Here is a 24,780-nt window from a genome sequence, read left to right on the forward strand (position 1 = left end):
TGGACACAGATCGGACGTACCCGTGCAGGACACCCCCGAGCCCGACACCAGACCGGCTGACCCGGCCGTGGCCGCGCTCGCCGCCATGCGCAGGCACTACGGAAACCGGTACACCATCCACCACAACGGTGATTTGTGGGTGGCCTGCGACCGCTCCCCCTCGGGTCTGACCGCGCCCACGATCATCGAATCCACCCTGGAAGCGTTCGTGGCCGCACTGGAGTCCCCGGGACAGCGCTTCGGCCGTCCCTTTCTCCCGAAGCCGGACCACCGGCTTCTCCCCTCTCTCCCCGGTGAGGTTTCGATGGCCGAGAAGTGCTCCATGTGCAGGGGTGACGGCACCATTGTCGCCAAGCACGACGGAAAGGCGAAGGACGACTGGGACAACCAGGAGATCCTCATGACCTGCCCCGGCTGCGGCGGAACCGGAGAAGTGGAGTAGTGGCACTCGACGACATGCACGAGCGTCTCGTGAGCTCGCTGGAGACCTCCGAAGCGATCCGCGCGGCTTTCGCGGACCATCCGCGGCACCGGTTCATCCCCGACCTGGTGTGGCCGAGCACGACCGGCCTGCCGCTGTTCCGCACCGCAGACCCGGAGCGGTGGGCACGGATCGTCTACGCGCAGGACGCGGTGACCATCCAGGCCAACGACGGGGGCGCGGGGCCGCGCAACGAACCCAGCTCGTCGTCGTCCGCGCCGCAGCTCATGGCGGACATGATCGCGGTGGCACGGGTCGAGCCGGGCATGCACGTCCTGGAGGTCGGCACCGGGAGCGGGTGGAACGCCGCGGTGCTGGCCGCTCTGGTCGGTCCGACAGGACAGGTGACGAGCCTGGAGATCGATCCCGACGTGGCGGCCCACGCGCGAGTCCGCTTGGAGGGGACCGGGGTACGCCTCATCACCGGCGCGCTGCCGCCCGGGACCGGCGCCTACGACGCCGTCATCGCCACCTGCGCCGTCAGCCGCGTTCCGTCGGAGTGGCTCGCTTCGGCCCGACCGGGCGCGGTGGTCGTCACCCCGTGGGCGGCGTCGTCGGACTGGCAGCGTACTCCGGTGGCGGCGCTGGTCAGGGGCCCGGACGGGACGGCCACCGGCCCGTTCGTGTGCGACGCGATGTTCATGCACGACCGCACCCAGCGCGTTCCGGACGGGGACTTCCCGGGGTTGGGGCGTCGGCCGGAGGCGACCTCTGTACTGCCGTTCACCTCGGGCGAGGTGGTCGAACACGGACTCCTGACCCGGCTCATGCTGATGCTTCCGGGGATACGTGTCGGTCTGGGGGTGCGCCCGTTCAACGGCGGCCACGGGCGGATCGTGTACCTCGGTGCGTCGGACGGGTCCTGGGTGTACTTGTGGCCGGATGGATCGGCCACCGGAGGAGGCCCTTCACCACTGGCGGAACGCCTGCACGAAGCCCACCGTCGACTGTCTGAGGCGGGCATGCCCGGCCTGGAGGAGTTCTCGCTCACGGTCGACGCAACATGCCGTGTCACTTCCGCTTCTCTCGGCGTGTGGGAACATCCGCCGAGATCACACTGAATCTCCGGGGTGGGGTCGGTGCTTGTTGCGAGCACCGGCCCCGCAACGCGCTAGAGCCAGACGAGTTCGGCGCGCAACCGCCGGGCGGTGCTCTCCGGCAGGCTCCCCTTGATGATCGAGCGGTCCAGGATGTTGTAGATGACGGTGCAGCCGTCGGGAAGCTCCATTCCCCAGGCGAATGCCCTGCCCCTGTGCTCGCCCTTCGTCAGCCGCAGCTCGAAGAACTCCGCTCCGGGGTCGTCGTGGTAAACAGGTGTGGTGCCGTCGGTGCGGTCCTCTTCCAAGGGGTCTCCCTTCGGTCAGCGCCGCCCGGGACGGCAAGGGCGTCAACTCGATGACGTCCCGGGCGGCGGTTTTCTCGGTTACCGAGTGGGCCGGGCGAACTCACCCTTGTGCGCCCCGTCAAGGAAGCACTCCCACTCGTTCGGGGTGAAGAACAGCACGCCTGCCTGCGGGTCCTTGGAGTCCCGCACGACAGTTCCCTCCTCCAGGTGCGCCACCTCCACGCAGCCCTGGGCGGTCTCGCTCGCCCGGGCCTTGAACCAGCGCGCATCGGAGAGGTCGGGGACAACAGTCATTCGGTCAGATCCTTCGCGATGCCGGAGACGAATGCTTCGAGGTCCTCGGGGGCCAGCGCCGAAGCGCTCATCAAGGAGAACCTCTCCCGGAATTCTGCCACCAGCGGCTTTTTCTGGAGAAACAGGTTCCCGGCCGGGGACTCGACGTAGACGTGGTCCAGATCATCGGGATTCTCGAACTCGATCAGGGTGAAAGGGCCGACCAGCCCCACATGCGGTCCTCGGCTCAGCGGCATGACCTGCACGGTGATGTTCGGCCGGTCCGCCATCTCCACCAGGTGCCTGAACTGGGCACGCATCATTTCCGGACCTCCGGCGGGCCTGCGAAGGGCGGCCTCGTCGAGGATGGCCCACAACCGCAGCGGCTTTCTGCGCTCCAGCACTTGTCGTCGCTGCACTTTCAGCTCGACCAACCGGTCGATGTGCTGCTGCGAAACACCGGAGGCGGGGAGGGTCGCCCGTGTCACCGCTCGGGCGTAGTCCTCAGTGGCGAGAAGCGCGTGGATGACGCTCGGGTGGTAGCTCCGCAGGCGATCGGCCTCCGCCTCCAGACCGACGTAGCTTCCCAGGCCGGAGGGCAGGACGTCGTCGTAGTCATCCCACCAGTTCTCCTCGGCCGTGTGCCTCGACATCGCGGCGAACCGTTCGCGCTGTTGCGCATCGGTCACCTTGTACAGGTCCATGAGCACACGCAGCTCGCTCGGTTTGACGACCCGCTTACCGTTCTCAATCCGGCTGAGTGTGGCCTCGGACAGCCCGGACTCCCGAGCCACCTGTGCGTTCGTCATCTCTTGCTGTTCACGCAGCCTGCGGAGATCTATCCCCAGACGTCGCCGCCCAACGGTCGCGTCACCCATGCGCCCTCCTTCACGTAGGAGCATAAGTACGCAGCGTAGTTCTTTCAATAGCTTTCATGAAAGTTCTGGAAGTGAGATCTGAGGCGACCGGCTCGCCCTCGGCGTAAGTGGTCCGGTTTTTGAAACACCTCGGTCGTCCTGCTTGGGTGGTATCCCACCGAGTGCCTACCCGGGCACAGGTGTCAGTGGTCAGGACCGTCGTGGTCCTCCACCCAACCGGGGACCCCAGCAACAGCCGGTCGGCGGACCGCGACCTCCACCACAGCCGGAGGGTGTCGCTCCCCGCTCAAGTTGCGGGGGTGAGAGCTCGACCGGAGTTCTCCAAGAGCTCAGCCGTGTGGAAACGGCGGCCAGCGGAGCGTGGACCTGGCCCCGGCGCAGTCGGGGTGCGGCAGACTTCCGGGCCGGTGCGTTGGGTGCGCGTCCGGGGTGGTGGGGGTGTGTTCCGGGGCTGGGTCGAGCGAGGCGATCCCAGCTCAGCCCTTGAGACGGGAGGAATGCCCCCTGCAAAGGGTGGTGGGCGCGAGGAGCGGCCCGTACGTAGAGCCCACCCATGCCCTCCCAATGCCGTAGGGGGTGAAGCGTGCGCTCTCTTGGGGCCCCGGGCACAGCCGGTCAGCATGAATCGCCACCCCGACCCCAGGGGGTTGACGAGGGCGTACTCGGCTCCCCAGACACACGGGGGTGAGGCCCGCGCGCACCTGCCCCGCCCCCGCCCCCCGGGGGATCGCCCCGCCGCCCCGGGCCACCAGGGGGCGGAGGCCGCGCATACCCGCCCGGCCCAACCACCGGGAATCGCCCACCCGCCCGGAATCCCCGGCCACAGCGGGAGGGCATCGCGCCGACCCGGCCGCAGGAGCCGAATCACGCACACGGACGGGCACCCGCTCAGGTCCGCGCGCCGCGCCACCAGCCCCGGCATCGTCGACAGCACCCCCGCGGACGGCGAGACTTCTCAAGGTCACGTCCGCACACCGGAGAGGGCGTCTCGCGATGCCGTGGTCCCCGACCCGACACACCGCACCGGCGGTCCTGCTGGCCCCGATCCTGCTGGCCGCGCTCGCCGGTTGTTCGTCCCCCGGCGCCCCGGTCCGTCCCGCAGCTCCGGCGCAGGCGACCGGTGCGCCCACCCGGCCCGCCGACCCGCCGCCTCCCCTCCTCCTGGACTCCGATTTCACCCGCCTGGAGGAGGAGTTCGACACCCGGCTCGGCGTCTACGCGCTCGACACCGGCACCGGGCTGGCGATCGAGTTCCAGGCCGACGAGCGGTTCGCGTACTGCTCCACCTTCAAGGTCCTGGCCTTCGGCGCCGTCCTCGACCGGACACCCCTCGACCAGCTGGACCGTGTCGTCACCTACTCCGAGGCCGACCTGGTCTTCCACTCCCCCGTCACCCGGGAGCACGTGTCCACCGGCATGACGCTGCGCGAGATCGGCGACGCCGCGCTGCGCCACAGCGACAACACCGCCTCCAACCTGCTCTTCGAGGAACTCGGCGGACCGCAGGGGCTGGGCGAGGCCCTGCGCGGGATCGGCGACGACGTCACCCGCGTGGACCGGATCGCGCCGGAGATGGCGGAGGCCGTCCCGGGCGACGTGCGCGACACCAGCACCCCGCGCGCGATGGCCGCGAGCCTGCGCGCGTTCGCCCTGGGCGACGTCCTCCCCCAGGAGAAGCGCGACATCCTCGTCGCCATGATGCGGGCCAACACCACCGGCGACGACCTGATCCGCGCCGGGGTCCCCGAGGGGTGGCGGGTCGGGGACAAGACCGGTGCGTGCGGCTACGGGACCCGGCACGACATCGGCGTGCTGTGGCCGCCGGCCGGCGACCCGGTCGTCCTGGCGGTCATGTCCAGCCGCGACGAGGCGGGCGCGGGGTACGACGACGCCCTCGTCGCACAGGCCGCCGCGCTGGCGGTCGAGGCGCTCGGGTAGGGGCGGTTTTCCGTGCGGATGCGTCGGGGCGCGCTGGGCCGGCCGGAACGCCGAGAGGTCGATGACCGGGGGCCCGGTAGCGGAGGGCCGCCCATCCCCGCACGGGTCTCACACGCGGCCCCTGTCGGAGTGGCTCCGCAGGGCCGGCCTCTCCCCGCGGGCTCGGGCTCACGCGGTGGAGAGCCGGGAGCGGGCGCCACCCGCGCCCCCCGGAGTGCGGCCCGTCCCGAACCGATACGGGCTCCGGGTGCGTTGACACGGGCATGAACCACACCGCATCGCCCCCGGCTGCGACGGAATCCCCGCTCCCGGCCCTGGGGATCGCCCTCGCCGGCGCCCTGACCGTCGGGTTCCTGACGTCCTTCGCCCAGGGGTGGCTGCCCGCCCCCGTCAACTCGCTGGCCAACTCCGGCGGGTCCTGGAGCCTGGCGGCGTTCCTGCTGGCCCTGCTCGGCCGCCGCATGCGGGTGAGCGTGGCGATCGGCGTCCTGGCGCTGGTGGCCATGGTGCTCGGCTACGACCTGGCGTCCATGCTGCGCGGGTTCGGGGTCTCGCCCTTCTACACCTTGTTCTGGGGTACGGCCGCGGTCACGATCGGTCCGCTGCTGGGGTGGAGCGCGCACGTGCTGCGCCACCGGAGCCGGTGGGCGCCGGCCGGTGCCGGCCTCATGGCCGGGATCCTGGTGGGGGACGGCGCGAACGGTCTGCTGACCGTGCTGGAGAGCACCTCGCCCGTGTACTGGACGCTGTCGGTCCTCGCCGGTCTGGTGCTGCTGGTCTGGGCGTGCGTGCGCCGTTTCCCCGGGGTACGGCCGGTGCTGGCGGCGGTCGCGACCACGGCCCTGGTCGCAGGTGCGATCTGCGGGGTCTTCGCGACGGCGAACCACTTTCTGAGCGGGGGCGAGGCACCGGCCGCGGCGGAGAGCAGCGCTGGAGCGATCGCCGTTCTCGACACGGAGGTCCGGGCGCAGGGATGAGCGCGCCGGAGGTCGAGGGAGTGCTCGGGCAACGGATCGTCGTGCGGGGGTGCGTCGTCGGGGGCGCACGTGCCGCGTGTGGACCTGCGGCATCGGGCTCTCCGCGGCCCGTCCCCGCGTGCGCGGCCTGCGCCGTGGTGGTTTTTCTCCGAACCGGAGCGCCCAGCCCCAGCCCGGGGCTGGATGCGGGATCCGCGCCGCAGTGGTTTCCCACCCGGTCGGAGCGCTTGGCCCCAGCCGGTCAGCGGACCGCGACCTCCGCCGTGGTGGTTTTTCTCCGAACCGAGGAGTCCGGCCCCAGCCGGTCGGCCGACCGCGGCCCTGACCAAAGCCGGAGGGTGTCGCTACCACCCCAGGTCGCGGGGGTGAGAGCTCGACCGGAGTTCTCCAAAAGCCCGGCCATGTGGAAACGGCGGCCAGCGGAGCGTGGACCTGGCCCCGGCGCAGTCGGGGGACGGCAGATTTTCAGTGCTGCACGTTGGGCACACGTCCGGAGTGGTGGGGGTGTCATCCGGGGCTGGGTCGAGCGAGGCGATCCCAGCCCGGCCGCCCGGATCGGGAGAAATGCCCCCTGCAAAGGGCGGTGGGCGCGACAAGCGGCCCGTACGTAGAGCACACCCATGCCCTCCCAACGCCATAGGGGGTGAAACGTGCGCTCTCTCTGGGCCCCGGACACAGCCGGTGAGCATGAATCGCCACCCCGACCCCAGGCGGTTGACGAGGGCGCACTCGGCTCCGCAGACACGGGGGGTGAAGGCCGCGCGTACCCTCCCCGCCTCGCCCCCGGGGGTTGTCCACCCGCCCGGAGCCCCCGACCCCAGCCGGAGGGCGTCACGCCGACCTCTGGTCGCGGGGCGTGGAAGCGACACCCTCCCGCTGGGGCCGTGGGCGGACCGGGGGTCAGATGCGGCGGGCGGCCTCCGCCCACGGGGCCTGGGGGCCCTCCGGGTGGTAGGTGACGGTCTGGACGGAGTCCGCGACGATGCGGCGCAGCGCGGCCAGGTCCCCGTCGGCGGCCCCCACCGCGCGGGCCTGGACCAGGAGGTTGCCGATGGCGGTGCCCTCGGCCGGGCCCGCGACGACGGGCAGGCCCACCGCGTCGGCGGTGAGCCGGCACAGGAGCGTGTTGTTGGCGCCGCCGCCGACGATGTGGACCACCTCCACGTCCTTGCCGCCGAGTTCGGCGGCCTGGTGGACGGCCCGGCGGTAGGCCAGGGCGAGGGAGTCCAGGATGCAGCGGGTGAACCCGGCCTCGTCCCCGGGCGGGCGCTGGCCGGTCTCGGCGGCGAAGGCGGCGATACGGTCCGGCATGTCACCCGGGGGCAGGAACCTCGGGTCGTCCACGTCCACCACACACGCCAGCGCGGGGAGCCGGGCCGCGCGCTCCAGCAGGTCCGCCAGGTCGACCCGGCGCCCCCGCTCGCGCCAGGTGCGCAGCGACTCCTGGAGGAGCCACAGGCCGCTGACGTTGCGCAGGTGGCGGACGGTGCCGTCCACGCCCAGCTCGTTGGTGAAGTTCGCCGCCCGGGATGCCTCCGTGCGAACCGGGGCGTCCAGTTCCACGCCGACCAGGGACCAGGTGCCCGAGGAGATGTAGGCGAACCGGTCCGTGGCGGCGGGCACGGCCACCACCGCCGAGGCGGTGTCGTGCGAGCCCACGGCCACCAGCGGGGCGCCGGCGGCGTCCCCGAGGCCGCCGCGCAGGGGTGCGACCACGGTGCCCGGTTCGACCAGGTCGGGGAGGAGGCCGCGGGCGGGCACGCCGAAGGACTCCTCCAGCACGTCCAGGGCCTCCGGAGCCCAGCGGCGTGTCCGCACGTCCACCAGGCCCGTGGTGGAGGCGTTGGTCAGCTCCGCCGCCTTGGCCCCGGTCAGCCAGTACCCCAGCAGGTCCGGGACCAGCAGCAGGTCGCGGGCGGCCGCCAGGCGGGCCGAGCCCGCCTCGGCGGCCAGCTGGAACACGGTGTTGAACGGCTGCACCTGGAGCCCGTTGACCGCGTACATGCGGTCGGCGGGCCAGTGTCCGAAGACGCGTGCGGGCACCCCGTCGGTACGGGGGTCGCGGTAGTGGACCGGGGCGCCGAGCAGCGCGCCGTCGGCGTCCAGCAGCCCGTAGTCCACCGCCCAGGAGTCCACGCCCGCGGAGGCGAGCCCGCCGGTCCCGGCGGCCCGCCGCAGCCCCTCGACCGCCCCCGCGTACAGGGACAGCACGTCCCAGTGCAGGGTGGTGCGGCCCGCAGCGGGCACGGGGACCGGGCCGTTGGCGAACCGGGCCACCTCCTCCGTGCGCAGCCGCCCGTGCGCGATCCGGCCCGCGATGACCCGTCCGCTGGACGCGCCCAGGTCCACCGCGGCGTGGACGCTCATCGCAGGAACGCCGCGGCCACGCCGCCGTCCACGGGCACGTGCAGCCCCGTGGTGTGCGACAGCTCCCCCGCGGTCAGCGCGAACACCGCGTTGGCCACGTGCTCGGGGAGCACCTCCCGCCCCAGGAGGGTCCGCTGGGCGTAGAACCTGCCCAGGTCCTCCTCCTGCACCCCGTACACCTTGGCGCGCTGGGCGCCCCAGCCGCCGGCGAAGATCCCCGACCCCCGCACCACGCCGTCGGGGTTGACCCCGTTGACGCGGATGCCGTGGGTGCCCAGCTCGGCTGCCAGGAGCCGGACCTGGTGCGCCTGGTCGGCCTTGACCGCGGAGTAGGCGATGTTCTTGGGTCCGGCGAACACGGCGTTCTTGGAGGCGATGTAGACGATGTCGCCGCCCATGCCCTGGGCGATCATGGTGCGCGCCGCCTCGCGGGACACCAGGAACGAGCCCTTGGCCATGACGTCGTGCTGGAGGTCCCAGTCGTGCTCGGTGGTCTCCAGCAGCGGCTTGGACACGGACAGCCCGGCGTTGTTGACCACCAGGTCCACCCCGCCGAACGCCAGGGCGGCCGCGCGCAGCGCCCGCTCCACCGCGGCGGCGTCGGAGACGTCGCAGGCCACTCCGACCGCGACGTCGGAGTCCCCCAGTTCCGCGGCGGCGGCCTCGGCCTTGCCGGCGTCCAGGTCGGCGACGACCACGCAGGCGCCCTCGGCGGCGAGCCGGGCCGCGATCGCCTTGCCGATGCCGCTCGCCGCGCCGGTCACCAGCGCCACCCGGGAGGCCAGGGGCCGGGGCGCGGGCAGCCGGGCCAGTTTGGCCTCCTCCAGCGCCCAGTACTCGATGCGGAACTTCTCCGACTCCTCGATGGGCCGGTAGGAGGACACCGCCTCGGCCCCGCGCATCACGTTGATCGCGTTGGTGTAGAACTCGCCGGCCACGCGGGCGGTCTTGGCGTCCTTGCCGTAGGAGAACATGCCCACGCCCGGGACCAGCACGATCGCCGGGTCGGCGCCGCGGATGGCTGGGCTGTCGGGGGCGGCGTGGCGCTCGTAGTAGGCCCGGTAGTCGGCCCGGTAGAGCTCGTGCAGCTCCGTGAGACGGGCGACGGCCTCCTCCAGCGGGGCGTCGGCGGGCAGGTCCAGGACCAGGGGCCGGACCTTGGTGCGCAGGAAGTGGTCGGGGCAGGAGGTGCCCAGCGCGGCCAGGCGCGGGTGCTCGGCGCGGGCGAGGAAGTCCAGGACGGTGTCGTCGTCGGTGAACCGGCCGACCTGGGGGTGGTCGGTGGAGGCCAGGCCGCGGATGACGGGGGCCAGCGCGGCGGCGCGCTCGCGGCGCTCGGCCTCGGGCAGGGCCCCGTGGCCGGGCAGGACCGGGCCGAAGGGCTCGGGGCGTCCCCGCTCGGCCAGGAACCGCTCCGCGGTGCGGATGATCTCCAGAGAGTGGGCCTGCGCCTGCTCGCTCGTGTCCCCCCAGGCGGTGATCCCGTGGCCGCCCAGGATCGCGCCGACGGCGCCGGGGTTGTCCCGGGCGACGGCGGAGATGTCCAGGCCGAGCTGGAACCCGGGCCGCCGCCAGGGCACCCACACCACGCGGTCGCCGAAGCAGGCGCGGGTGAGGGCCTCGCCGTCGGCGGCGGTGGCCAGGGCGATGCCGGAGTCGGGGTGCAGGTGGTCCACATGCGGGGCGTCGACGAGGCCGTGCATGGCGGTGTCGATGGAGGGCGCGGCGCCCCCCTTGCCGAAGAGGCAGTGGTCGAACGCGGCGACCATCTCGTCCTCGCGGTCCTGGCCCGGGTAGACGTCGGCGAGGGCGCGCAGCCGGTCCAGGCGCAGGACGGCGAGGCCGTCCCCGGTGAGGGTGCCCAGGTCGCCGCCGGAGCCCTTGACCCACAGGACCTCGACGGGCCGGCCGGTGACGGGGTCGGTGCGCTCGCCCTTGGCGGAGGTGTTGCCGCCGGCGAAGTTGGTGTTGCGCGGGTCGGAGCCCAGGGTGTTGCTGCGGGCGATCAGCTGGTCGACGACGCTGTCGGTCACGGGTTCCCCCTGCTGCCGGGCGGTGGTGGCGGTGGTGTCCGGGGTGTTCTCGGGGCCGGTGCTCACGCGCCCCACCCGGCCTGGGTGCCGCCCGTGCGCTCGGCGGCGGCGCGCTCGGCGTAGCCGGAGCGGGCGTGCGCGGCCATGGGGTCGGGGTCCAGGCCCTGTTCGGTGCGCAGGTCGGCCAGGAGCGGGCGCACGTCGGTGTTGTAGGCGTCCATGACGGCGGCGTTGGCGGCCAGGACGTCGCCCTCGCGCTGGGCGGCGGCCAGGGTGTCGGCGTCCACGAGCAGGGCCTTGGCGGTGGCCTCCTGCACGTTCATGACCGAGCGGATCTGTCCGGCGATCTTGGGCTCGATGTTGTGGCACTGGTCGAGCATGAACGCGACGCCGGTGTCGGCGGCCAGGCCGCCGCCGCGCACGACCTCGTACATGATGCGGAAGAGCTGGAAGGGGTCGGCGGCGCCGACCATGAGGTCGTCGTCGGCGTAGAAGCGGGAGTTGAAGTCGAACGCGCCGAGCTTGCCGGCGCGCAGCAGGAACGCGACGATGAACTCGATGTTGGTGTGGGCGGCGTGGTGGCCGGTGTCCACGCACACGACGGCCTTCTCGCCCAGTTCCAGGCAGTGGGCGTAGGCGGTGCCCCAGTCGGGGACGTCGGTGGCGTAGAAGGCGGGCTCGAAGAGCTTGTACTCCAGCAGCAGGCGCTGGTCGGGGCCGAGCCTGCCGTAGACCTCGGCCAGGGCGGCGGCGAGGCGGTCCTGGCGGGTGCGCAGGTCGTCCTGGCCGGGGTAGTTGGTGCCGTCGGAGAACCAGAGCTTGAGGTCGCGCGAGCCGGTGGCGTCCATGATGTCGACGCATTCCAGCAGGTGGTCGGTGGCCTTGCGGCGCACGGCGGGGTCGGGGTTGGTGACACTGCCGAGCATGTAGTCGTCGTCCTGGAAGACGTTGGCGTTGACGGTGCCGATGCCCACGCCCAGCTCGCGGGCGTGCGCGGCCAGGGCGGCGTAGTCGTCGACCCGGTCCCAGGGGATGTGGAGGGCGACGGTGGGGGCCGCGCCGGTGAGGCGGTGCACCTGCGCGGCGTCGGCGAGCTTCTCCCAGGGGTCGCGGGGGACGCCCTGCCGGGCGAACACCTTGAAGCGGGTGCCGGAGTTGCCGAACGCCCAGGAGGGCAGCTCGATGTGCTGGCGCCGCAGGACCTCCAGGGCGCCCGCGCGACGGTCGGAGGGGGTTGTGGCCACGGCGGTTCTCCGTTCACTGCTGTGTCGACCCGGGTGCCGCCCGAACCAGGCACTTGAATCGTTTTAAGCACTGCTGTGCGAAGATTATCCCCGGGGCGGGAAAGGCGTCAAGACGTGCGTGTACGGGGCGGCAGGGCCGCGACGGGCACTTCTATGAATCGTTTTTACTCCGGCTCGCACGAAACCTCCGCCCCGCACGAACCCCCGGCCGGACCGGGGCACCGGCCCCGGCGCCCCGCACGCCGCGGGGGCGGCCCGGCACGGTGCCGGACCGCCCCCGCGGTCGCCCCCCTCGCGCCCGCCCCGGCGGGGCGGGCGGTACCGCGGTCAGTCGGTGCCGCCGGACCAGGGCGTGGTCTCGGGGTGCTCCTCCGCCCGGTGCGGGATCACCACCACCGGGACCGCGGACCCGTGCAGGACCGCCTGGCTGACCGAGCCCAGGAAGAGCCCGCGGATGCCGCCCCGGCCGCGTGAGCCGACCACCACCAGGTCGGCCTTCTCCGCCTCGGCCAGCAGCGCCGCCTCCGGGGACAGGCGGCTGCGCACCACCGACACCTCGATCCCCTCGGCCTCGTCGCCGACCTGCGCGAACACGTCGGCCACCAGTTCGGCCGAGCGCTTCTCCATCAGCTCGTCCGGCGGCGTCCACCCGGAGGCGGCCAGCGCCTCGGGGGCGAAGGGGGTGGACACCTCCCAGCTGTGCACCGCCACCACGGCGGCACCCGACTCGCGGGCCCGCCCCAGGGCGAACCGCAGCGCGGGCACGGCGGCGTCCGAGCCGTCCACGCCCACCACGATCCGGCCCGCGGGCCCGGCGTGCGGCCTCCCCTCGGGCACCACCGCCACCGGGCAGTGCGCCCGGGCGGCCAGGCGCACCGACGTGGAGCCCATCACCGCCACGCGCAGCGCGCCCAGCCCGCGCGAGCCCACCACCAGCAGGTCGTCGTGCCCGGCCCGCTCCAGCATCGCGGGGGCGGGGTCGTCCATCGCCAGGAACACCTGGACCCGGGCGCTCGGGGCCAGGGCGCGCACCCGGTCGGCCGCCACGCCCAGGACCTGCTCCCCGTGGGCGATCAGCTCCTCGGTGGCCGAGGGCCGGGTGGGCCCCTCGGACATCACCACCAGCGGCATCGGCAGGGCGAAGACGATGTCCAGCGGGCGTCCGGTCCGTTCGGCCTCGGCGGCGGCCCACTCCAGGGCGGCGTCCGCGTGCCCGGAACCGTCCACGCCCAGGACGATCTTCGGGGATCGGGGGTCATCGGAGGTCATCAGCAGACTCCTCGTGTCTCGGCGTCCTCACTGGTTGCCTGCCCTCGCCAGGGGGGCGAAAACACCGCGGAGGTCCCACGCGCCGGGGACCGGGGGCCCCGCCCGTGCCGCAAAGGTCCCCTCCGCGGCACGGATCCGGCCCCCCGGCCTGCGGCGTCCTCACAGGTCCACGACGATCTTGACCTGGTCTGCGGACGGGGCCGCGAACACCTCCGCGGCGTCGGCCAGCGGCACCCTGCGGGTGATCATCCCCTCCAGCCAGGAGTGGTCGGCCTTCTCCAGGGCGCGGGCGGCCTGCTCGTAGTGGCGCAGGTTGGCGTTGACCGATCCGAACAGCACGTCGTTCTCCAGGACCAGGCGCCGCCCCATGAGGTCGGAGTCGATCCGCACCGTCCCGGTGGCACTGCTCAGGCCGACGAAGCAGACGATGCCGTCGGCGGCGTTGTGCTCCATCGCGTCGAGGATGACCGGGTTCGCGCCGGTGGTCTCCACGATGACGTCCAGCGGCACCCGCGCGGCCAGGTCGGCGACGGTCCCGGTGTGGTACGAGGCGCCCAGGGCGGCCACCAGCTCCGGCTTGACGCCGTCCTCGGCCCGGTCCAGGACGTGCACGTCCAGGCCGCGCTGCACGCCCAGCAGGGCGGCGAGCAGGCCGATGGGCCCGGCTCCGGTGACCAGGACGGTGCCGGGGTCGAACCAGGCGCGGGCGCCGATGCGCTCGATCTGCTCCCAGGCCTTGGCCACGACGGTGGTCGGCTCCATGAGCACGCCGACCCGCTCCAGCTCCGGGGCGAGGGCGACCGCGTAGTCGGCCTCCACCGTCCACTGCTGGGCGCCGAAGCCGTCCAGCTGCTTGATGCCGCGCTCGGTGAACCCGCCGTTGCGGCACATGTCGAACTCGCCGTGGCCGCAGGGGCCGCAGGGCAGCGCGTCGGGGCGGCGCACGACGCCCACCACCAGGTCGCCCGCGGCGAACCCGCTGTCCGGCGGGGCGCTGCGGACCCGGCCCAGGGACTCGTGCCCCAGGACCAGGCGCTCGGCGCCGGGCGGCGCGGCGCCGTAGTCGCCGTCGACGATCTCGCGGTCGGTCCCGCACACGCCCAGGGCGAGGCCGTCGACCAGGAGCTCGTCCTCCCCGGGCACGGGTGGCTCGACCTCCTCCACCCGCACCGATCCGCTCCGCATGGGTTCCACCGTCAGCGCCTTCATCCGTCCCCCGCCGTGTCCGGTTCCTCCGGGTGCGGCCCGCGGGCCGCACCCGGAGTGGTTCCCCGGGCGGGGCCCCGCCATGGCGGGTCGGCGGTGTCTTGACCCGGAGCTGCCCCGGCCTTGGGCGGGGGCGGCGGTGGCACCACGGCCGTCGGGGACCGCGGGTCCGGGAGGGGAGGCGGGCGAAGGCACGCCCGGGCGGGACGGGCAGGGCCGGTGCCGGCGCCGGGCGGCCGTTGCGCGGCGCCCCGGGGCATGTCGGACAGGGCTGACCCGGGCCCCCTCTCCCGGAGGCCGCCGAGCCGACCGGGACTCCGACGCCGCCCCGCTGCCGGAGGCAGGACTCCGCGCTGCTCGACCGCGACCTGCTGGTGTGGAACGCCGGTTTCGGCCCGGGGCTGCGCGAGGACCTGGCCGACCACCGGGTGTACCAGGGCCTGGACGCGGTGGCGCAGGGGCGCGACCCCATCGTGGACGACGCGGTGGTCTCGGGCGCGCTGACGTGGAGCACGGTGCTGAGCCTGCCGTTCGCGCTGGAGCGGCTGGTCCCGCGCATCGCCGCGGCGGTGGACGGGGACCCCGGCACCCCGGCCTGAGCGGGGCGGCGGCCCAGCCGGTGTCCGGAGTGTCCCCCGTCCGCGCCAGCATGTCCGGCATGAACACCTCTCAGGCATACCGCGACGAGGCCCGCGGGCGGGGCGTCCCCGAACACGCCATCGACCTGGCCCTGGGGCTGGCCCGTCCGCAGATCGAGCTCGTCCCGTCGGCCGCGGACGGCGGCGTCCCCGCCGGACGGTACGGCGGCCTCCCCTGCCTCCCGCCCGGCGTCGAGTGGGACGGCGGCCTGGACCTGGTCGCGACGGTGGACTGCGCCGCCCTCCCCGCGGACGGGGGCGGCCTCCCCCTGCCCCGGGACGGGCACCTGCTGTTCTTCGCCGACCGGACCGACCCCGACGGGCTCGCGCTGATGGAGGACTCCCGTTCCGTGGTCCACGTCCCGGCGGGGGCGCCCACGGCCGAGCGCCCGCTCCCCGGGGGCCCGTACGTGCTGCCCGCCCTGGACCCGCACCCCCTCTACGCCCGGTCCGTGCCGAGCATGCCGATGAGCGTCGACGACGCGGTCCTGTCCGACCCGGAGACGGCACGCCTGTACCGGGAGCACCGGCTGGACGAGTACGACCACCGGATGCCGCCGTGGGAGGGCACCCTGCTGCTGGGGGGCTACGCCTACTCGCCGCAGGACCCGCCCATCATGGACTCCTCCCCGCAGGACGAGAAGGGGGGCTGGGTGCTGCTGGCCCAGGCGCAGCTGGACATGCCCGAGAACCCCGGTTTCACCGCGTGCCCGTTCTGGATCATCCGGCGCGACGACCTCGCGGCCGGCGACTTCGCGGCGGCGGCGCTGGTGTCCCTGTCCTACCACTGAGGCGCGCACGGGGCCGGGCCGCCGCACGGTCCCCGATCTGGGACGCCCGGGCCGGGCGTCCCAGATCGGGGACCGGCGTCGCGTACCGGGGCACGGGGTGTCGGCACCGGCCGCTAGGCTGCGGCTCCCCTACCCGGATGAGGACACCCGGTGAACGAACACCAGGCCCTGGACACCCCCGAGCGGTGGCGGGCCTTCCTGGCCGACTACAGCGCCGCCCTGGTCCGCACGGCTCCTCACACCCCCCGGGACCGCGCCGGCTCCCTGCCGGAGGAGGCCCCCTGGCCGGGCCGCGCGCCCGCACGCGCGCAGGACGTGACGGCGGGCCCGGCGGGCTCCGCCTCGCCGCCGCTGCCGCCGAGCCTGCGTGCCTTCCTCGCGGTGAGCGACGGCTGGTCCCGGCCCCACGGCGCCGCCGAGCGGGTGCACGGGAGCGCGGACCTGCGGTGGTTCCGCGAGAGCGACACGGGGGCCGACCTCATCGAGATCTACGGCTTCGAGCCGCAGGGCGCGGAGGACCTCCTGGCCCTGTTCGGCCGGGCGCTGGAGGTCGCGGGCCACGAGGAGGTGTGGCTGCTCGACCCCGGGGACGTGCGCGCGGACGGCGAGTGGGCCGCCTACGTCTTCCACCCCGGTGACGGGGAGCTGGAGCGGTTCGCCGACTTCGGCGCCCTGATGCGCGCCGGGCTGCGCCTGCTGCGGGAGGACTGACCCTCGCGGCGCCCCGGTTCCCGGGTCCGCGCCCGCCGGAGGCGGCTTCCCGGCGGGCGCCCGTTCCGAGGCGCCGGGCGCGGGCCACGGAGGGCGGTGGGCGCGGCGCCGGCCCGGCTCCCGGCCGCGGTGCAGGGGTTCGGGTACCGGTCCGGGCGGGCTCAGGCCGGGGTGCGGGGCGCGCCCAGTGCGCGGGCGGTGGCGTCGTCGGCGGGGAAGAACGACTCGATGACCAGCTCGGAGACGGTGACGTCGAGCGGGGTGCCGAAGGTCGCCACCGTGGACAGGAAGGACAGCTCCGCTCCGTTCCGGCGCAGCCGCAGCGGTACCGCGAGGGGCGGTGTCCCCCGGGGCGGGCCCGGGTCCGCCCCGGGGTAGGAGGCCAGTTCCCGGTACAGTCCGTCCAGCCCGGCGTCCCCGGTCCAGTCGGCCTGGAGGCGCAGCCGGTGCAGCAGGTGCGCCCGCCACTGGTCCAGGTTGGCCACGGCGGGCGCCATGCCGCGCGGGTGCAGGCCCACCCGCAGGACGTTCACCGGCGGGGCCAGCAGGTCGGGGTCGACCCCCTCCAGCAGCAGGGCGACCCCGGTGTTGGCCTCGACCAGCGTCCAGTCCCGGTCGACCACCACCGCCGGGTACGGGTCGTGGCCGGCCAGGACGCGGCGCACGACCTCGCGCACCGGGTCCATCTCGGCGTCGTCGAGGGGGCGCTCGGCGAACACCGGGGCGTACCCGGCGGCGAGCAGCAGCCGGTTGCGCTCGCGCAGGGGGACGTCCAGGCACTCGGCCAGCCGCAGGACCATGTCGCGGCCCGGACGGGAGCGGCCGGTCTCCACGAAGCTGAGGTGGCGGGCGGAGACCCCCGCCCGCAGGGACAGCTCCAGCTGGCTGAGCCTGCGACGGCCGCGCCACTCCTTGAGGAGCCCGCCCGCCTCCGTGCGTTCGACCGTCCCGGTCACGTCGCCCCCTTCGTCCGTACTGCGGCCCACCCTAGGGGCCGCGGTCTCAGGCCAGGGCCGTGCGGGACAGCGCGGCGGCCTCCAGCGCGGCCAGCACGGCGACCGCCGCGGCCTGCACCAGCAGAAACACCGTGCCGAACCCGTTGGGGTCCACCAGGACGCCCAGCCCCAGGGCGGCCGTGGCCGCGACCCACACGGCGTTGACGGCGACGACGGTGCGCACGGCGGCGCGGGTGAGGCCCCGGCCCGCGGCCAGCAGGCCGAGCCAGGCGCCGAAGACCAGGAGGAACACCCCGGCGGGAACGAGCAGGGCCGCGGGCAGTCCCAGCAGGCCGGGCAGCCACGGGGAGCCGGCGGTGAGCAGCGCTCCGGAGGCGAGGCAGGCGAGGGAGTCGGCGCCCAGCAGCAGGCGCAGCGGGCGGGTGGTGGCCGTGGCGGAAGCGGTGGGAGCGGTACGGGAGGTCATGGCGGTTCCCTTTCAGGTGGTGTCTCCGTCGACACCACCGAGCATCCCGGGCGCGGGGAAGGGCGTCGATTACCTCCCGGGTCATGAGGGGCGTGATCACCACCGCTGAGCTGCGCGGACACCGATCGGATCCGTTGCGCAGCGGTACTCGCGCCGGTGCGCGGTACGGCCGCGGGCGCCGGGCGAGGAGCGCCGCGCGGTACTCGCCCGGGTAGGCGGTGCGGCCCCGCCGACGCGGGTCGGCCGGGCGGGCGGACAAGGCGGTGGCGGGGCTTTTCGACCGGGCGCCTGTGCGGTCGCGGTCGCCCGTCCGGCCGCGTGCGGCGGCTTCCCCGGGCGGGCCGACCGGTCCCGTGGAGGACGACCCGTCGCAGGCGTCGGTCGGGTGGCGGGTCGGACCCGCCGGAGAGGCCACCGCACACCCTCACCGTCAGGTGTCGGGGAGGCGGCGCAGCGGAGTGGTCACGGGGGCGCCGAAGATCAGCTGGGTGTGGCAGTGCGCGACCTGGGGCAGGACGAGCAGCCGGTCGATGATGAGGGACTGCAGGTGGGTGCTGTCGCGGACGGCGACGTGCACCAGGTAGTCCTGCACGCCGCTGACGTTGTACACGGCCATGGTCTCGGGCATCCGGCCCACCCGGGCGACGAAGTCCTCGGCGGCCTCGCGGGAGTGGGGCCGCACCTGCACGGCGATGAACGCCTGCTCGGGGCGGCCGAGCCGGGACGGGTCCACGTGGGCGCGGACGGAGGAGACGACCCCGGTGGCCCGCAGGCGGCGGACCCGTTGCAGGCAGGTGCTCGGGGCGACGCCCACCCGGGCGGCGATGTCCTTGTTGGGGATCGTCGCGTCGTTCTGGAGGATGCCCAGGATCGCCCAGTCCACCGCATCTAGTTCGGTGGATCCGTCTTTTCCCGCATCTGGTTTCGCCATGCTCGCACCGTACCGAACCCGGGGCTAGCGTCCCGCCCGAATGCCGTGGGGGACGAGGAGGACGACCGTGACGTGGTGGACGTTCACGCTGCTGGTGTGGGTGAGCCTGCTGGTGCCCGGACCCGATTTCGTGGTGATCACGCAGGCCGCACTGGCGGGTACCGGGCGGGGCGTGCGCACCGCGGCCGGAGTGGTGGCCGGGCTGTGCCTGCACGGCATCGCCGCGGCGGCCGGGCTGAGCGCGGTGCTGCTGTCGCTGCCCGGGGTGGCGGGTCCGCTGCGGGTGGTGGGCGGCGGGGTGCTGGTCTGGTTCGGGGTCTCCATGCTGCGCACGGCCTCCCCTGCCGACCCGGGCGGGGACGGCGGTCCGCGCGGGGGCGGGGGCCGGTGGTTCCTGCGGGGGCTGGCGGTGAACGCGCTCAACCCCAAGGCGCTGCTGTTCTTCGCGGCCGTGGTGCCGCAGTTCGTCGACACCTCCGCGCCGGTGCTCCCCCAGGCGGCGCTGCTGGGGGCGACCGTGGTCGTCTCGGGGGCGCTGTGGTGGGCGCTGGTGGTGACGCTGGTCCGGGCGGTGCGGCTTCCGGCCGACGGCCGGGTCGAGCGGGTCGCCACCCGGGGCGGGGGCGCGGTGCTCATCGCCCTGGGGGCGCTCCTGGCGGCGCGTTCGCTGTGAGGACGAGGCCCGATACCCCTACCCCGTGGGGGAAGGCGGACCGCCGCCGTGACCGCGCCGGCGCGGCGAACCTCCCGTGTCCCGGGGCCCGCCCGTGGGTGCGGGTGCTGCTGCTCGCGGTACCGCTGACCGCGGAGTTGGACCGCCTGTTCCCGGAGTCGACGGTCGCCCACCACGAGGGGGCGGTGGCGATGGCCGGGGCCGAGCCGGCCGACGGCGCCGACGAGCGGGCCCGCGCACTGGCGCAGGAGATCGCGGACTCCCAGGAGGCCGAGATCGCCGAGATGCAGGAGATGCCCGGCGGGGCCTCCTCGGACGGACCCGGGGGTCCGTCCGAGGAGGAGCACGGGGGGCGCTGAGCCGTCCCGGCGGTCCGGCGGCCCGGCACCCCCGCGGGGGTGCCGGGCCGCCGCCGCTCAGGACCGGCCGCGCCGCCAGCCTCCGCGGCCGGAACCGTATCCGGCCACGTGGAGTGCCAGCGCCGTCAGCCCGGCGAGGGCGAGGGTGGTGGGAGTGACCAGGCCTTCGAGGGAGATGCCGAACAACTCGAAGATCAGGGCCAGACCGAACAGAACTGCGGCGACGGTGGCCGCCATGGTGACCTCCCAGGTCGCGAGGGGACGATGTGGCATCCGTGTACCCTCCGTGTCCCGGCCAAACCCCAGTGTCACGGATTCATGGGCGTCCGTGCAGGTCGGGGCCCCAGAATCCGCTTCGGGGACGGCACGGCCGCCGCGGGCTTTCGGGGCCGGTCCGCGGTGCGGTCCCCCGCGCGAGGGTCCCGCCGGGGTCGGCGGGCGTGCCGGGCGGCGCCCGCGGCGCGGGTCCCGCAGGGGGTCGGCGCCGCGCCCCCGGCGGTCCGGGAACGCCTGGGAACAAGTGAAATATGTCCCGTAACGCCCTGAGTGAGCGAACCTTTTTCGGGGACGGGAGTCTTAAGAGGGAGAAGCGTTCTACCGAAACGAGGACCCCACCGTGATGGGCACGATCCCCCCGTCGGCACTGCGCCGGTGCGGTATCGCACTGGCCGCGCTCGCGCTGGCCGCGACCGCCTGCACCCCCTCCGAGGAGGGCGGCGCCCCCGGCGGGGACACCGCCTCCCAGGACGCGGTGATCACCATCGCCCCCGAGACCGGCGCGGAGGCGGTCGCCCCCGACACCCCGGTCACGGTCACCGCGGAGCAGGGCACCCTCACCGGGGTGACGGTCGACCAGGTGGTGCCGGACCAGCCCGAGGACCAGGCCTCGCCCTTCGAGATGACCGGGACCCTCAGCGAGGACGGCACCTCCTGGGTCGCCGACTGGAGCCTGGCGCCGGGCGCGGCGGTGACCGTGACCGCCACCGCGGACAACGCCGAGGGCGGCGGGACCACCGAGCTGGTGCACGAGTTCACCACCGCGGACGCGGTGGAGGGGCAGCGGCTGGAGCTGAGCCACAACTTCCCCACCTCCGGCGAGACGGTGGGCGTGGGCATGCCGATCACCATCGGCTTCGACCTGCCGGTCACCGAGAAGGCGGCGGTGGAGAGCGCCCTCAAGGTCGTCTCCGAGCAGGGTGTGGCCGGGTCGTGGCGGTGGCTCGACGACAAGACCGCCGTGTTCCGGCCCGAGACCTACTGGGAGCCGTACCAGGAGGTGAGCGTGGAGATGCACCTGGCGGGCGTGCGGGCCGCCGAGGGCGTGTACGGGGTGCGGGACCACCGGCTCACGTTCGAGGTCGGCCGCGAGCTGCGCCTGAACATGAACGTGCCCGACCACGAGATGGTCGTGACCGTGGACGGGGAGGAGACGCGCACCATCCCGGTCAGCAACGGCGACGGGACGTCGAACTTCTCCACCACCAGCAGCGGCACCCACGTGCTCATGGAGCGGCACGAGAAGCTGCTCATGGACTCGGACACGGTGGAGCTGCCCGCGGGGCGCGACGGGTACAGCACCGAGGTGCAGTACGCGGTGCGCACCTCCAACAGCGGCGAGTTCCTCCACGAGGCGTCCTACAACTCCAACATCGGCAGCGCGAACACCTCCAACGGGTGCACGAACATGCGGATGGACGACGCGAAGTGGATCTTCGAGAACACCCTCATGGGCGACGTCCTGGACACCACCGGCACCGACCGCGTCAAGGAGTGGCACAACGGCTGGGGCTACTGGCAGCTGAGCTGGGACGAGTGGCTGGCCGAGAGCGCCACCGGTGAGCCCCAGGTGACCGACGGCTCCAACCCGCCCGGGTCGCCGTTCGGGCAGCCGGCCGGGGACTCCGAGGAGGAGTAGGCGCAGAGCCGTCCCACCGGGGGCGCGGTCCCGGGCCGGGGCCGCGCCCCCGGTCGTGGCGGGGTGCGCCCCTCCCCCGGCGGGCCCCGGACCGGGGCGGCCGGGTGCGGGGCCCGCACCGGCGCGTTCGTGCCGCGCGGCGGCGGAGCGGCGACGGGAGGCGGCCCGCGCGGTCGCACGCGGGCCGTCCCGGGGGTCGGTTCGGCGCCGGAGCCCGGACCGGACGCGGCCCGCCGACGGTGCCCGCAAAGGGTGGGCCTCCCGGCCGAAACGGCGCGCCGGGGCTCACTCCACGGGCGGGACGTCCCCGGCGAGGGACTGCACGTCCGCGTAGGAGAGCGCCCCGGGGGCCGGCCGCCCGTCGCGGACGGCCAGCGCGGCGTCCAGGGCGCTCCCGAGTGCGGCGCGGTACAGCAGGGAGCCGGTGCTGATCCGGGCCACCCCCAGGTCGGCCAGCCTGCGGCGGTCCAGCGCCGGGGCGGCCAGGACGTTGAGCGGCAGGGCGATCTCGACGGCGATGGCCTCGATGTCGCCGGGGTCGGAGACCCCGGGGGCGAACACACCGTCCGCACCCGCCTCGGCGTAGGCCGCGAGCCGGGCGAGCGCCGCGTGGAGGTCGGTTCCGCCCAGCCAGTGGACGTCGGTGCGCGCGTTGACGAACACCCCGGGGGCGGCCTCCTTGACCGCGGAGATCTTGCGGGCCGCCAGCGCGGGGTCGATCAGGCGCCCCCGGGTGCCGTCCTCGATGTTCACCCCGTCGACGCCCAGCCCGGCGACGAACTCGGCGACGGCGGCGGGGTCGTCGGAGAACCCGTCCTCGATGTCGACCGTCACGTACCGGCCCAGCCGGGCGCCGACCAGGTCGCGGGCCAGGCGCGCGGTGGCCTCCCGGGCGCTGCGGGAGGCGTCGGCCAGGCCGTGCGCGGCGGCGACCCCCAGGCTGGTGGTCCCGATCGCGGGGAAGTCCTGCCGGGCGAGCAGCCGGGCGGAGGCCGCGTCCCAGGCGTTGGGCAGCACGAACGGCCGGCCGGGCCGGTGGAGGTCGGTGAACGTCATGGGAGTGCGCACCTCTCGCGGGCGGGTCCGGCAGTGGTACCGGCCATGCTAGGACCCGCGGACCCGCGCCGCGGGCCGGACACCCCGCGCCGGAAGGTGCGCGAAGGCCGTGGGGGGACCCTGCCCGTCCGCGGACACCCGGCGAAGGCCCGCGGCCGGGTGCGACGGGCCGTGCGCCCGGCCCGCACCCGACCCGCACCGAAGGGCCCGCGCGAACCGGGCGGCGCGGGGGCGGGTCAGGGCCGCGGGGTGAGCGTGTAGTCGGGGACCCGGACGACCCGGGCGCAGGCCTGTGCGGCGAGGCGGCGCAGGGCGGCCGGGTCGGGAGCGCCCTGCTGCGACCAGCGCGCGGAGGCCGAGCGCCAGGCCGCGACGAACACGTCGACGGTCAGGCGGGCCATCTGCTCCCCCTGCGGGTCCGCTCCCGTGCGCTCCCGGAGCAGCAACGCGGCCCGGTCGGTGACCAGCGAGCAGTGGCCCAGCGCGGCGGCCCTGACGGCCGGGGAGGCCTCGATGATGCCCAGCGCCGCCGCGAACTGCGCGTGCCACTGGGGGCCGCGTCCGTCGAGGGCGCCGATCACCGCGTCCCGCAGGACGTCGATGAGGGGGCCCTGGAGGGAGTGCGCGCGCAGGGCTTGGAGCATGGCGTCGAACAGCTCCACCTCGGGGGCCAGGACCGCGTCCTCCTTGGCCGCGAAGAACCGGAAGAAGGTGCGCTTGGAGACCTCGGCCCGGGCGGCGATGTCGTCGAGCGTGGCGGTGTCGAACCCGTGCCGCGCGCACAGGTCCAGGGAGGCGGCGACCAGGTCGCGCCGCGTGCGCTGCTTCTTGCGTTCCCGCAGTCCCCCGCGGAGTTCCTCGGTCGTCACGGTCCCACCCTACCGCGTATGGCACGCGAAGGCGTTTGTCACTTGACGACAAATGTCAACGCGTGCCACTATTTCGGCCATGCGAGCACTCACCGTGGACCACTCCGTCCCGTCACGCCTGCGCTTCACCGAGGTACCGGACCCCGTCCCCGCCGCGCACGAGGTCCTGGTGGAGGTCGCCGCCGCCTCCGTGAACCCCGGAGAGGTCCAGGGGCTGCTGCCGCACGCCCCGGACGGGGCCGTGCCGGGGTGGGAGGCCGCGGGCGTGGTCCGCCGGGCCGCCGCCGACGGCTCGGGGCCGCCCGTCGGCACGCGGGTGGCGACGGTCGGGCCGGGCGGCGCGTGGGCCGGGCTGCGGGCCGTGCCCGCCGCGCTGGCCGGGGTGGTCCCCGACGGGGCCGACCTCGTGGCCGCCGCCACCCTGCCGGTGGCGGCGGGCTCGGCGCTGCGGGCCCTGCGCGACCTCGGACCGCTGCTGGGGCGGCGCGTGCTCGTCACCGGCGCGACCGGGGCGGTCGGGCGCTTCGCCGTCCAGCTGGGCGCCATGGCGGGCGCGGACGTGGTCGCCTCCGTGCGGCGGCCGGGCCGGGAGGGCGAACTCGCCCGGCTCGGGGCCCGCGAGGTCCTCACCGGCGGGCCGCCCTTCGCGACGGCGCCCGTGCACGGCGTCGTCGAGACGGTCGGCGGCGAGCAGCTGGCCGCGGCCTTCGCGCTCCTGGCGGCGGACGGGACGCTGGTGTCCGTGGGGCGGGCCTCCGGGGCCGACACGGTCCTGGGTCCGGCGGTGCTGACCGGGGACGCGGGGGCGCACGGCCGGTCGATCCGCACGTTCTACCTGGCCGACGGGCGCCCCGGGCTGGACGCGGACCTGGGCTGGCTGGCCGCGCGCCTGGCCGATGGGCGCCTGGAGGCGGCCGTGGACCGGACCGCCCCCTTCGCCGAGGCGCCCGCGCTGCTGGCGGGGCCGCTCCCGCCGGGCAAGCTGGTCCTCACCCCGCAGGGCTGAGGCCCTCCCCGCGCCGGCGGCCGAACCCGGGGCGCCACCAGTACAGCCCGGCGAGGTCCGCGGGCCAGGGCACCCGCGGGTCGGGGGCGAGCTCGATGTCGTCGATCAGCAGGTCGATGTGGCGAAAGCCCGGCTCCCGCCGGTCGGCGTCCGTCGCGGGCCGCACGTGGGGGCGGTCCTCCTCCCGGCACACACCGTGGTCGGCGTAGTGGCGCTGGGCGTCGACGAGGCGGACCCGGTTCGCCCCGCCCGCCATCAGGGGCCACCGCAGCTGGGCCCGGTCGTCCTCCCAGAAGCAGATCGGGCAGATCTCGTACATCCCCGGGCCGTCCTCCAGGACGAGGTACCCGCAGCAGGGGCACGGCCACCGCCCGGCCCCGCTCACCACCCCTCCCCCG

The 24,780-nt window shown here is 74.5% G+C and carries 26 protein-coding genes; 11 read left to right on the forward strand and 15 right to left on the reverse strand.

The features are described 5' to 3' along the window. The first annotated feature begins 22 nt into the window (after nucleotides 1-22). Both BUE45_RS12880 and BUE45_RS12885 read left to right on the forward strand, forming a co-directional pair. Nucleotides 23-442: a hypothetical protein gene (locus tag BUE45_RS12880; RefSeq protein ID WP_073379371.1), complete on the forward strand. Its 420-nt coding sequence runs from the start codon at nucleotides 23-25 to the stop codon at nucleotides 440-442. Next, the gene (locus BUE45_RS12885) at nucleotides 442-1,542 is read left to right on the forward strand and encodes a methyltransferase domain-containing protein (RefSeq protein ID WP_245833091.1); all 1,101 of its coding nucleotides are present in this window, start codon (nucleotides 442-444) and stop codon (nucleotides 1,540-1,542) included. The genes BUE45_RS12880 and BUE45_RS12885 overlap by 1 nt, the downstream gene beginning before the upstream one ends. 50 nt (nucleotides 1,543-1,592) lie before the next feature. Here the strand turns inward: BUE45_RS12885 and BUE45_RS12890 are convergent, their stop codons facing one another. From BUE45_RS12890 to BUE45_RS12900, 3 genes are all read right to left on the reverse strand, one after another. Beyond that, nucleotides 1,593-1,826, reverse strand: coding sequence for a hypothetical protein (locus tag BUE45_RS12890; RefSeq protein WP_073379373.1), 234 nt, complete (start codon nucleotides 1,824-1,826; stop codon nucleotides 1,593-1,595). 78 nt (nucleotides 1,827-1,904) lie between these two features. Further along, nucleotides 1,905-2,120 (reverse strand): DUF397 domain-containing protein, encoded by a 216-nt coding sequence (locus tag BUE45_RS12895; RefSeq protein WP_073379375.1) that lies wholly within the window; start codon nucleotides 2,118-2,120, stop codon nucleotides 1,905-1,907. Continuing rightward, a complete protein-coding gene (locus tag BUE45_RS12900; RefSeq protein ID WP_073379376.1) occupies nucleotides 2,117-2,977 on the reverse strand; it encodes a helix-turn-helix domain-containing protein in 861 nt (286 codons plus the stop codon). The genes BUE45_RS12895 and BUE45_RS12900 overlap by 4 nt, the downstream gene beginning before the upstream one ends. A 993-nt stretch (nucleotides 2,978-3,970) precedes the next feature. Between BUE45_RS12900 and bla the strand changes: the two genes are divergently transcribed. After that, nucleotides 3,971-4,915, forward strand: coding sequence for a class A beta-lactamase (bla, locus tag BUE45_RS12905; protein ID WP_073379378.1), 945 nt, complete (start codon nucleotides 3,971-3,973; stop codon nucleotides 4,913-4,915). Nucleotides 4,916-5,178: 263 nt separating this feature from the next. Further along, the gene (locus BUE45_RS12910) at nucleotides 5,179-5,892 is read left to right on the forward strand and encodes a DUF6518 family protein (protein WP_073379380.1); all 714 of its coding nucleotides are present in this window, start codon (nucleotides 5,179-5,181) and stop codon (nucleotides 5,890-5,892) included. A 900-nt stretch (nucleotides 5,893-6,792) separates the two neighbouring features. On the opposite strand, the gene BUE45_RS12915 is transcribed toward BUE45_RS12910, so the two are convergent. From BUE45_RS12915 to BUE45_RS12935, 5 genes are all read right to left on the reverse strand, one after another. Further along, a complete protein-coding gene (locus BUE45_RS12915) occupies nucleotides 6,793-8,259 on the reverse strand; it encodes a rhamnulokinase (RefSeq protein WP_073379382.1) in 1,467 nt (488 codons plus the stop codon). Beyond that, a complete protein-coding gene (locus BUE45_RS12920) occupies nucleotides 8,256-10,367 on the reverse strand; it encodes a bifunctional rhamnulose-1-phosphate aldolase/short-chain dehydrogenase (protein ID WP_073379384.1) in 2,112 nt (703 codons plus the stop codon). Before BUE45_RS12920 ends, BUE45_RS12915 begins: the two co-directional genes overlap by 4 nt. Further along, on the reverse strand, nucleotides 10,355-11,536 hold the full coding sequence (gene rhaI / locus BUE45_RS12925) for an L-rhamnose isomerase (RefSeq protein ID WP_073379386.1): 1,182 nt from the start codon (nucleotides 11,534-11,536) through the stop codon (nucleotides 10,355-10,357). The genes BUE45_RS12920 and rhaI overlap by 13 nt, the downstream gene beginning before the upstream one ends. Nucleotides 11,537-11,863: 327 nt before the next feature. Then, nucleotides 11,864-12,805 carry a universal stress protein gene (locus tag BUE45_RS12930; protein ID WP_073379388.1) on the reverse strand — a complete coding sequence of 314 codons (942 nt, stop codon included), beginning with the start codon at nucleotides 12,803-12,805 and terminating at the stop codon, nucleotides 11,864-11,866. Between the two features lie 159 nt (nucleotides 12,806-12,964). Continuing rightward, a complete protein-coding gene (locus tag BUE45_RS12935; protein ID WP_073379390.1) occupies nucleotides 12,965-14,014 on the reverse strand; it encodes a glucose 1-dehydrogenase in 1,050 nt (349 codons plus the stop codon). Between the two features lie 371 nt (nucleotides 14,015-14,385). Here BUE45_RS12935 and BUE45_RS32510 point away from each other — a divergent pair, with 371 nt between their 5' ends. The 3 genes from BUE45_RS32510 to BUE45_RS31250 all read left to right on the forward strand — a co-directional run bounded on the left by BUE45_RS32510 (nucleotide 14,386) and on the right by BUE45_RS31250 (nucleotide 16,151). Then, nucleotides 14,386-14,610, forward strand: coding sequence for a hypothetical protein (locus BUE45_RS32510; RefSeq protein WP_073379392.1), 225 nt, complete (start codon nucleotides 14,386-14,388; stop codon nucleotides 14,608-14,610). Between the two features lie 59 nt (nucleotides 14,611-14,669). Beyond that, nucleotides 14,670-15,440, forward strand: coding sequence for a DUF1963 domain-containing protein (locus BUE45_RS12945; protein WP_342746022.1), 771 nt, complete (start codon nucleotides 14,670-14,672; stop codon nucleotides 15,438-15,440). A 150-nt stretch (nucleotides 15,441-15,590) separates the two neighbouring features. Next, complete coding sequence (locus BUE45_RS31250) at nucleotides 15,591-16,151, forward strand: hypothetical protein (RefSeq protein ID WP_084737188.1); 561 nt, start codon at nucleotides 15,591-15,593, stop codon at nucleotides 16,149-16,151. A 161-nt stretch (nucleotides 16,152-16,312) separates the two neighbouring features. On the opposite strand, the gene BUE45_RS12955 is transcribed toward BUE45_RS31250, so the two are convergent. The 3 genes from BUE45_RS12955 to BUE45_RS12965 form a co-directional block, all read right to left on the reverse strand. Continuing rightward, nucleotides 16,313-17,107 (reverse strand): helix-turn-helix domain-containing protein, encoded by a 795-nt coding sequence (locus tag BUE45_RS12955; protein ID WP_073379397.1) that lies wholly within the window; start codon nucleotides 17,105-17,107, stop codon nucleotides 16,313-16,315. 46 nt (nucleotides 17,108-17,153) lie between these two features. After that, nucleotides 17,154-17,573 carry a hypothetical protein gene (locus BUE45_RS12960; protein ID WP_073379399.1) on the reverse strand — a complete coding sequence of 140 codons (420 nt, stop codon included), beginning with the start codon at nucleotides 17,571-17,573 and terminating at the stop codon, nucleotides 17,154-17,156. A 430-nt stretch (nucleotides 17,574-18,003) separates the two neighbouring features. Then, nucleotides 18,004-18,504 (reverse strand): Lrp/AsnC family transcriptional regulator, encoded by a 501-nt coding sequence (locus tag BUE45_RS12965; RefSeq protein WP_073379401.1) that lies wholly within the window; start codon nucleotides 18,502-18,504, stop codon nucleotides 18,004-18,006. 67 nt (nucleotides 18,505-18,571) lie between these two features. Here BUE45_RS12965 and BUE45_RS12970 point away from each other — a divergent pair, with 67 nt between their 5' ends. Both BUE45_RS12970 and BUE45_RS12975 read left to right on the forward strand, forming a co-directional pair. Further along, a complete protein-coding gene (locus tag BUE45_RS12970; protein WP_178378519.1) occupies nucleotides 18,572-19,177 on the forward strand; it encodes a LysE family translocator in 606 nt (201 codons plus the stop codon). A 104-nt stretch (nucleotides 19,178-19,281) separates the two neighbouring features. Then, nucleotides 19,282-19,536, forward strand: coding sequence for a DUF305 domain-containing protein (locus BUE45_RS12975; protein WP_178378520.1), 255 nt, complete (start codon nucleotides 19,282-19,284; stop codon nucleotides 19,534-19,536). A 57-nt stretch (nucleotides 19,537-19,593) separates the two neighbouring features. On the opposite strand, the gene BUE45_RS12980 is transcribed toward BUE45_RS12975, so the two are convergent. Beyond that, on the reverse strand, nucleotides 19,594-19,809 hold the full coding sequence (locus BUE45_RS12980; RefSeq protein WP_378664190.1) for a hypothetical protein: 216 nt from the start codon (nucleotides 19,807-19,809) through the stop codon (nucleotides 19,594-19,596). Nucleotides 19,810-20,155: 346 nt separating this feature from the next. On the opposite strand from BUE45_RS12980, the gene BUE45_RS12985 reads away from it, so the two are divergent. Further along, complete coding sequence (locus tag BUE45_RS12985) at nucleotides 20,156-21,451, forward strand: L,D-transpeptidase (RefSeq protein ID WP_073379412.1); 1,296 nt, start codon at nucleotides 20,156-20,158, stop codon at nucleotides 21,449-21,451. A gap of 285 nt (nucleotides 21,452-21,736) precedes the next feature. On the opposite strand, the gene BUE45_RS12990 is transcribed toward BUE45_RS12985, so the two are convergent. Both BUE45_RS12990 and BUE45_RS12995 read right to left on the reverse strand, forming a co-directional pair. Further along, entirely contained in the window at nucleotides 21,737-22,507 is a 771-nt protein-coding gene (locus tag BUE45_RS12990; protein ID WP_073379414.1) for an isocitrate lyase/PEP mutase family protein, read from the reverse strand. Between the two features lie 236 nt (nucleotides 22,508-22,743). After that, a complete protein-coding gene (locus BUE45_RS12995; RefSeq protein WP_073379416.1) occupies nucleotides 22,744-23,376 on the reverse strand; it encodes a TetR family transcriptional regulator in 633 nt (210 codons plus the stop codon). A gap of 79 nt (nucleotides 23,377-23,455) precedes the next feature. Between BUE45_RS12995 and BUE45_RS33815 the strand changes: the two genes are divergently transcribed. Continuing rightward, nucleotides 23,456-24,382 (forward strand): zinc-binding dehydrogenase, encoded by a 927-nt coding sequence (locus BUE45_RS33815; RefSeq protein WP_073379418.1) that lies wholly within the window; start codon nucleotides 23,456-23,458, stop codon nucleotides 24,380-24,382. On the opposite strand, the gene BUE45_RS13005 is transcribed toward BUE45_RS33815, so the two are convergent. Further along, nucleotides 24,366-24,767 (reverse strand): CPCC family cysteine-rich protein, encoded by a 402-nt coding sequence (locus tag BUE45_RS13005; RefSeq protein WP_218619533.1) that lies wholly within the window; start codon nucleotides 24,765-24,767, stop codon nucleotides 24,366-24,368. The genes BUE45_RS33815 and BUE45_RS13005 overlap by 17 nt on opposite strands. Nucleotides 24,768-24,780: the final 13 nt, after the last annotated feature.

The organism is Nocardiopsis flavescens (assembly GCF_900141985.1).
GTDB classification, from domain to species: domain Bacteria; phylum Actinomycetota; class Actinomycetes; order Streptosporangiales; family Streptosporangiaceae; genus Nocardiopsis; species Nocardiopsis flavescens.

Excerpts from the sequence above, each read along its gene's own strand:
- BUE45_RS12895 (WP_073379375.1), bottom strand. The coding sequence starts at position 2,120 with ATGACTGTTGTCCCCGACCTCTCCGATGCGCGCTGGTTCAAGGCCCGG.
- BUE45_RS12900 (WP_073379376.1), bottom strand. The coding sequence starts at position 2,977 with ATGGGTGACGCGACCGTTGGGCGGCGACGTCTGGGGATAGATCTCCGC.
- bla (WP_073379378.1), top strand. The coding sequence starts at position 3,971 with ATGCCGTGGTCCCCGACCCGACACACCGCACCGGCGGTCCTGCTGGCC.
- BUE45_RS12910 (WP_073379380.1), top strand. The coding sequence starts at position 5,179 with ATGAACCACACCGCATCGCCCCCGGCTGCGACGGAATCCCCGCTCCCG.
- BUE45_RS12915 (WP_073379382.1), bottom strand. The coding sequence starts at position 8,259 with ATGAGCGTCCACGCCGCGGTGGACCTGGGCGCGTCCAGCGGACGGGTC.
- BUE45_RS12930 (WP_073379388.1), bottom strand. The coding sequence starts at position 12,805 with ATGACCTCCGATGACCCCCGATCCCCGAAGATCGTCCTGGGCGTGGAC.
- BUE45_RS12935 (WP_073379390.1), bottom strand. The coding sequence starts at position 14,014 with ATGAAGGCGCTGACGGTGGAACCCATGCGGAGCGGATCGGTGCGGGTG.
- BUE45_RS12945 (WP_342746022.1), top strand. The coding sequence starts at position 14,670 with ATGAACACCTCTCAGGCATACCGCGACGAGGCCCGCGGGCGGGGCGTC.
- BUE45_RS12960 (WP_073379399.1), bottom strand. The coding sequence starts at position 17,573 with ATGACCTCCCGTACCGCTCCCACCGCTTCCGCCACGGCCACCACCCGC.
- BUE45_RS12965 (WP_073379401.1), bottom strand. The coding sequence starts at position 18,504 with ATGGCGAAACCAGATGCGGGAAAAGACGGATCCACCGAACTAGATGCG.
- BUE45_RS12980 (WP_378664190.1), bottom strand. The coding sequence starts at position 19,809 with ATGCCACATCGTCCCCTCGCGACCTGGGAGGTCACCATGGCGGCCACC.
- BUE45_RS12985 (WP_073379412.1), top strand. The coding sequence starts at position 20,156 with ATGGGCACGATCCCCCCGTCGGCACTGCGCCGGTGCGGTATCGCACTG.
- BUE45_RS12990 (WP_073379414.1), bottom strand. The coding sequence starts at position 22,507 with ATGACGTTCACCGACCTCCACCGGCCCGGCCGGCCGTTCGTGCTGCCC.
- BUE45_RS33815 (WP_073379418.1), top strand. The coding sequence starts at position 23,456 with ATGCGAGCACTCACCGTGGACCACTCCGTCCCGTCACGCCTGCGCTTC.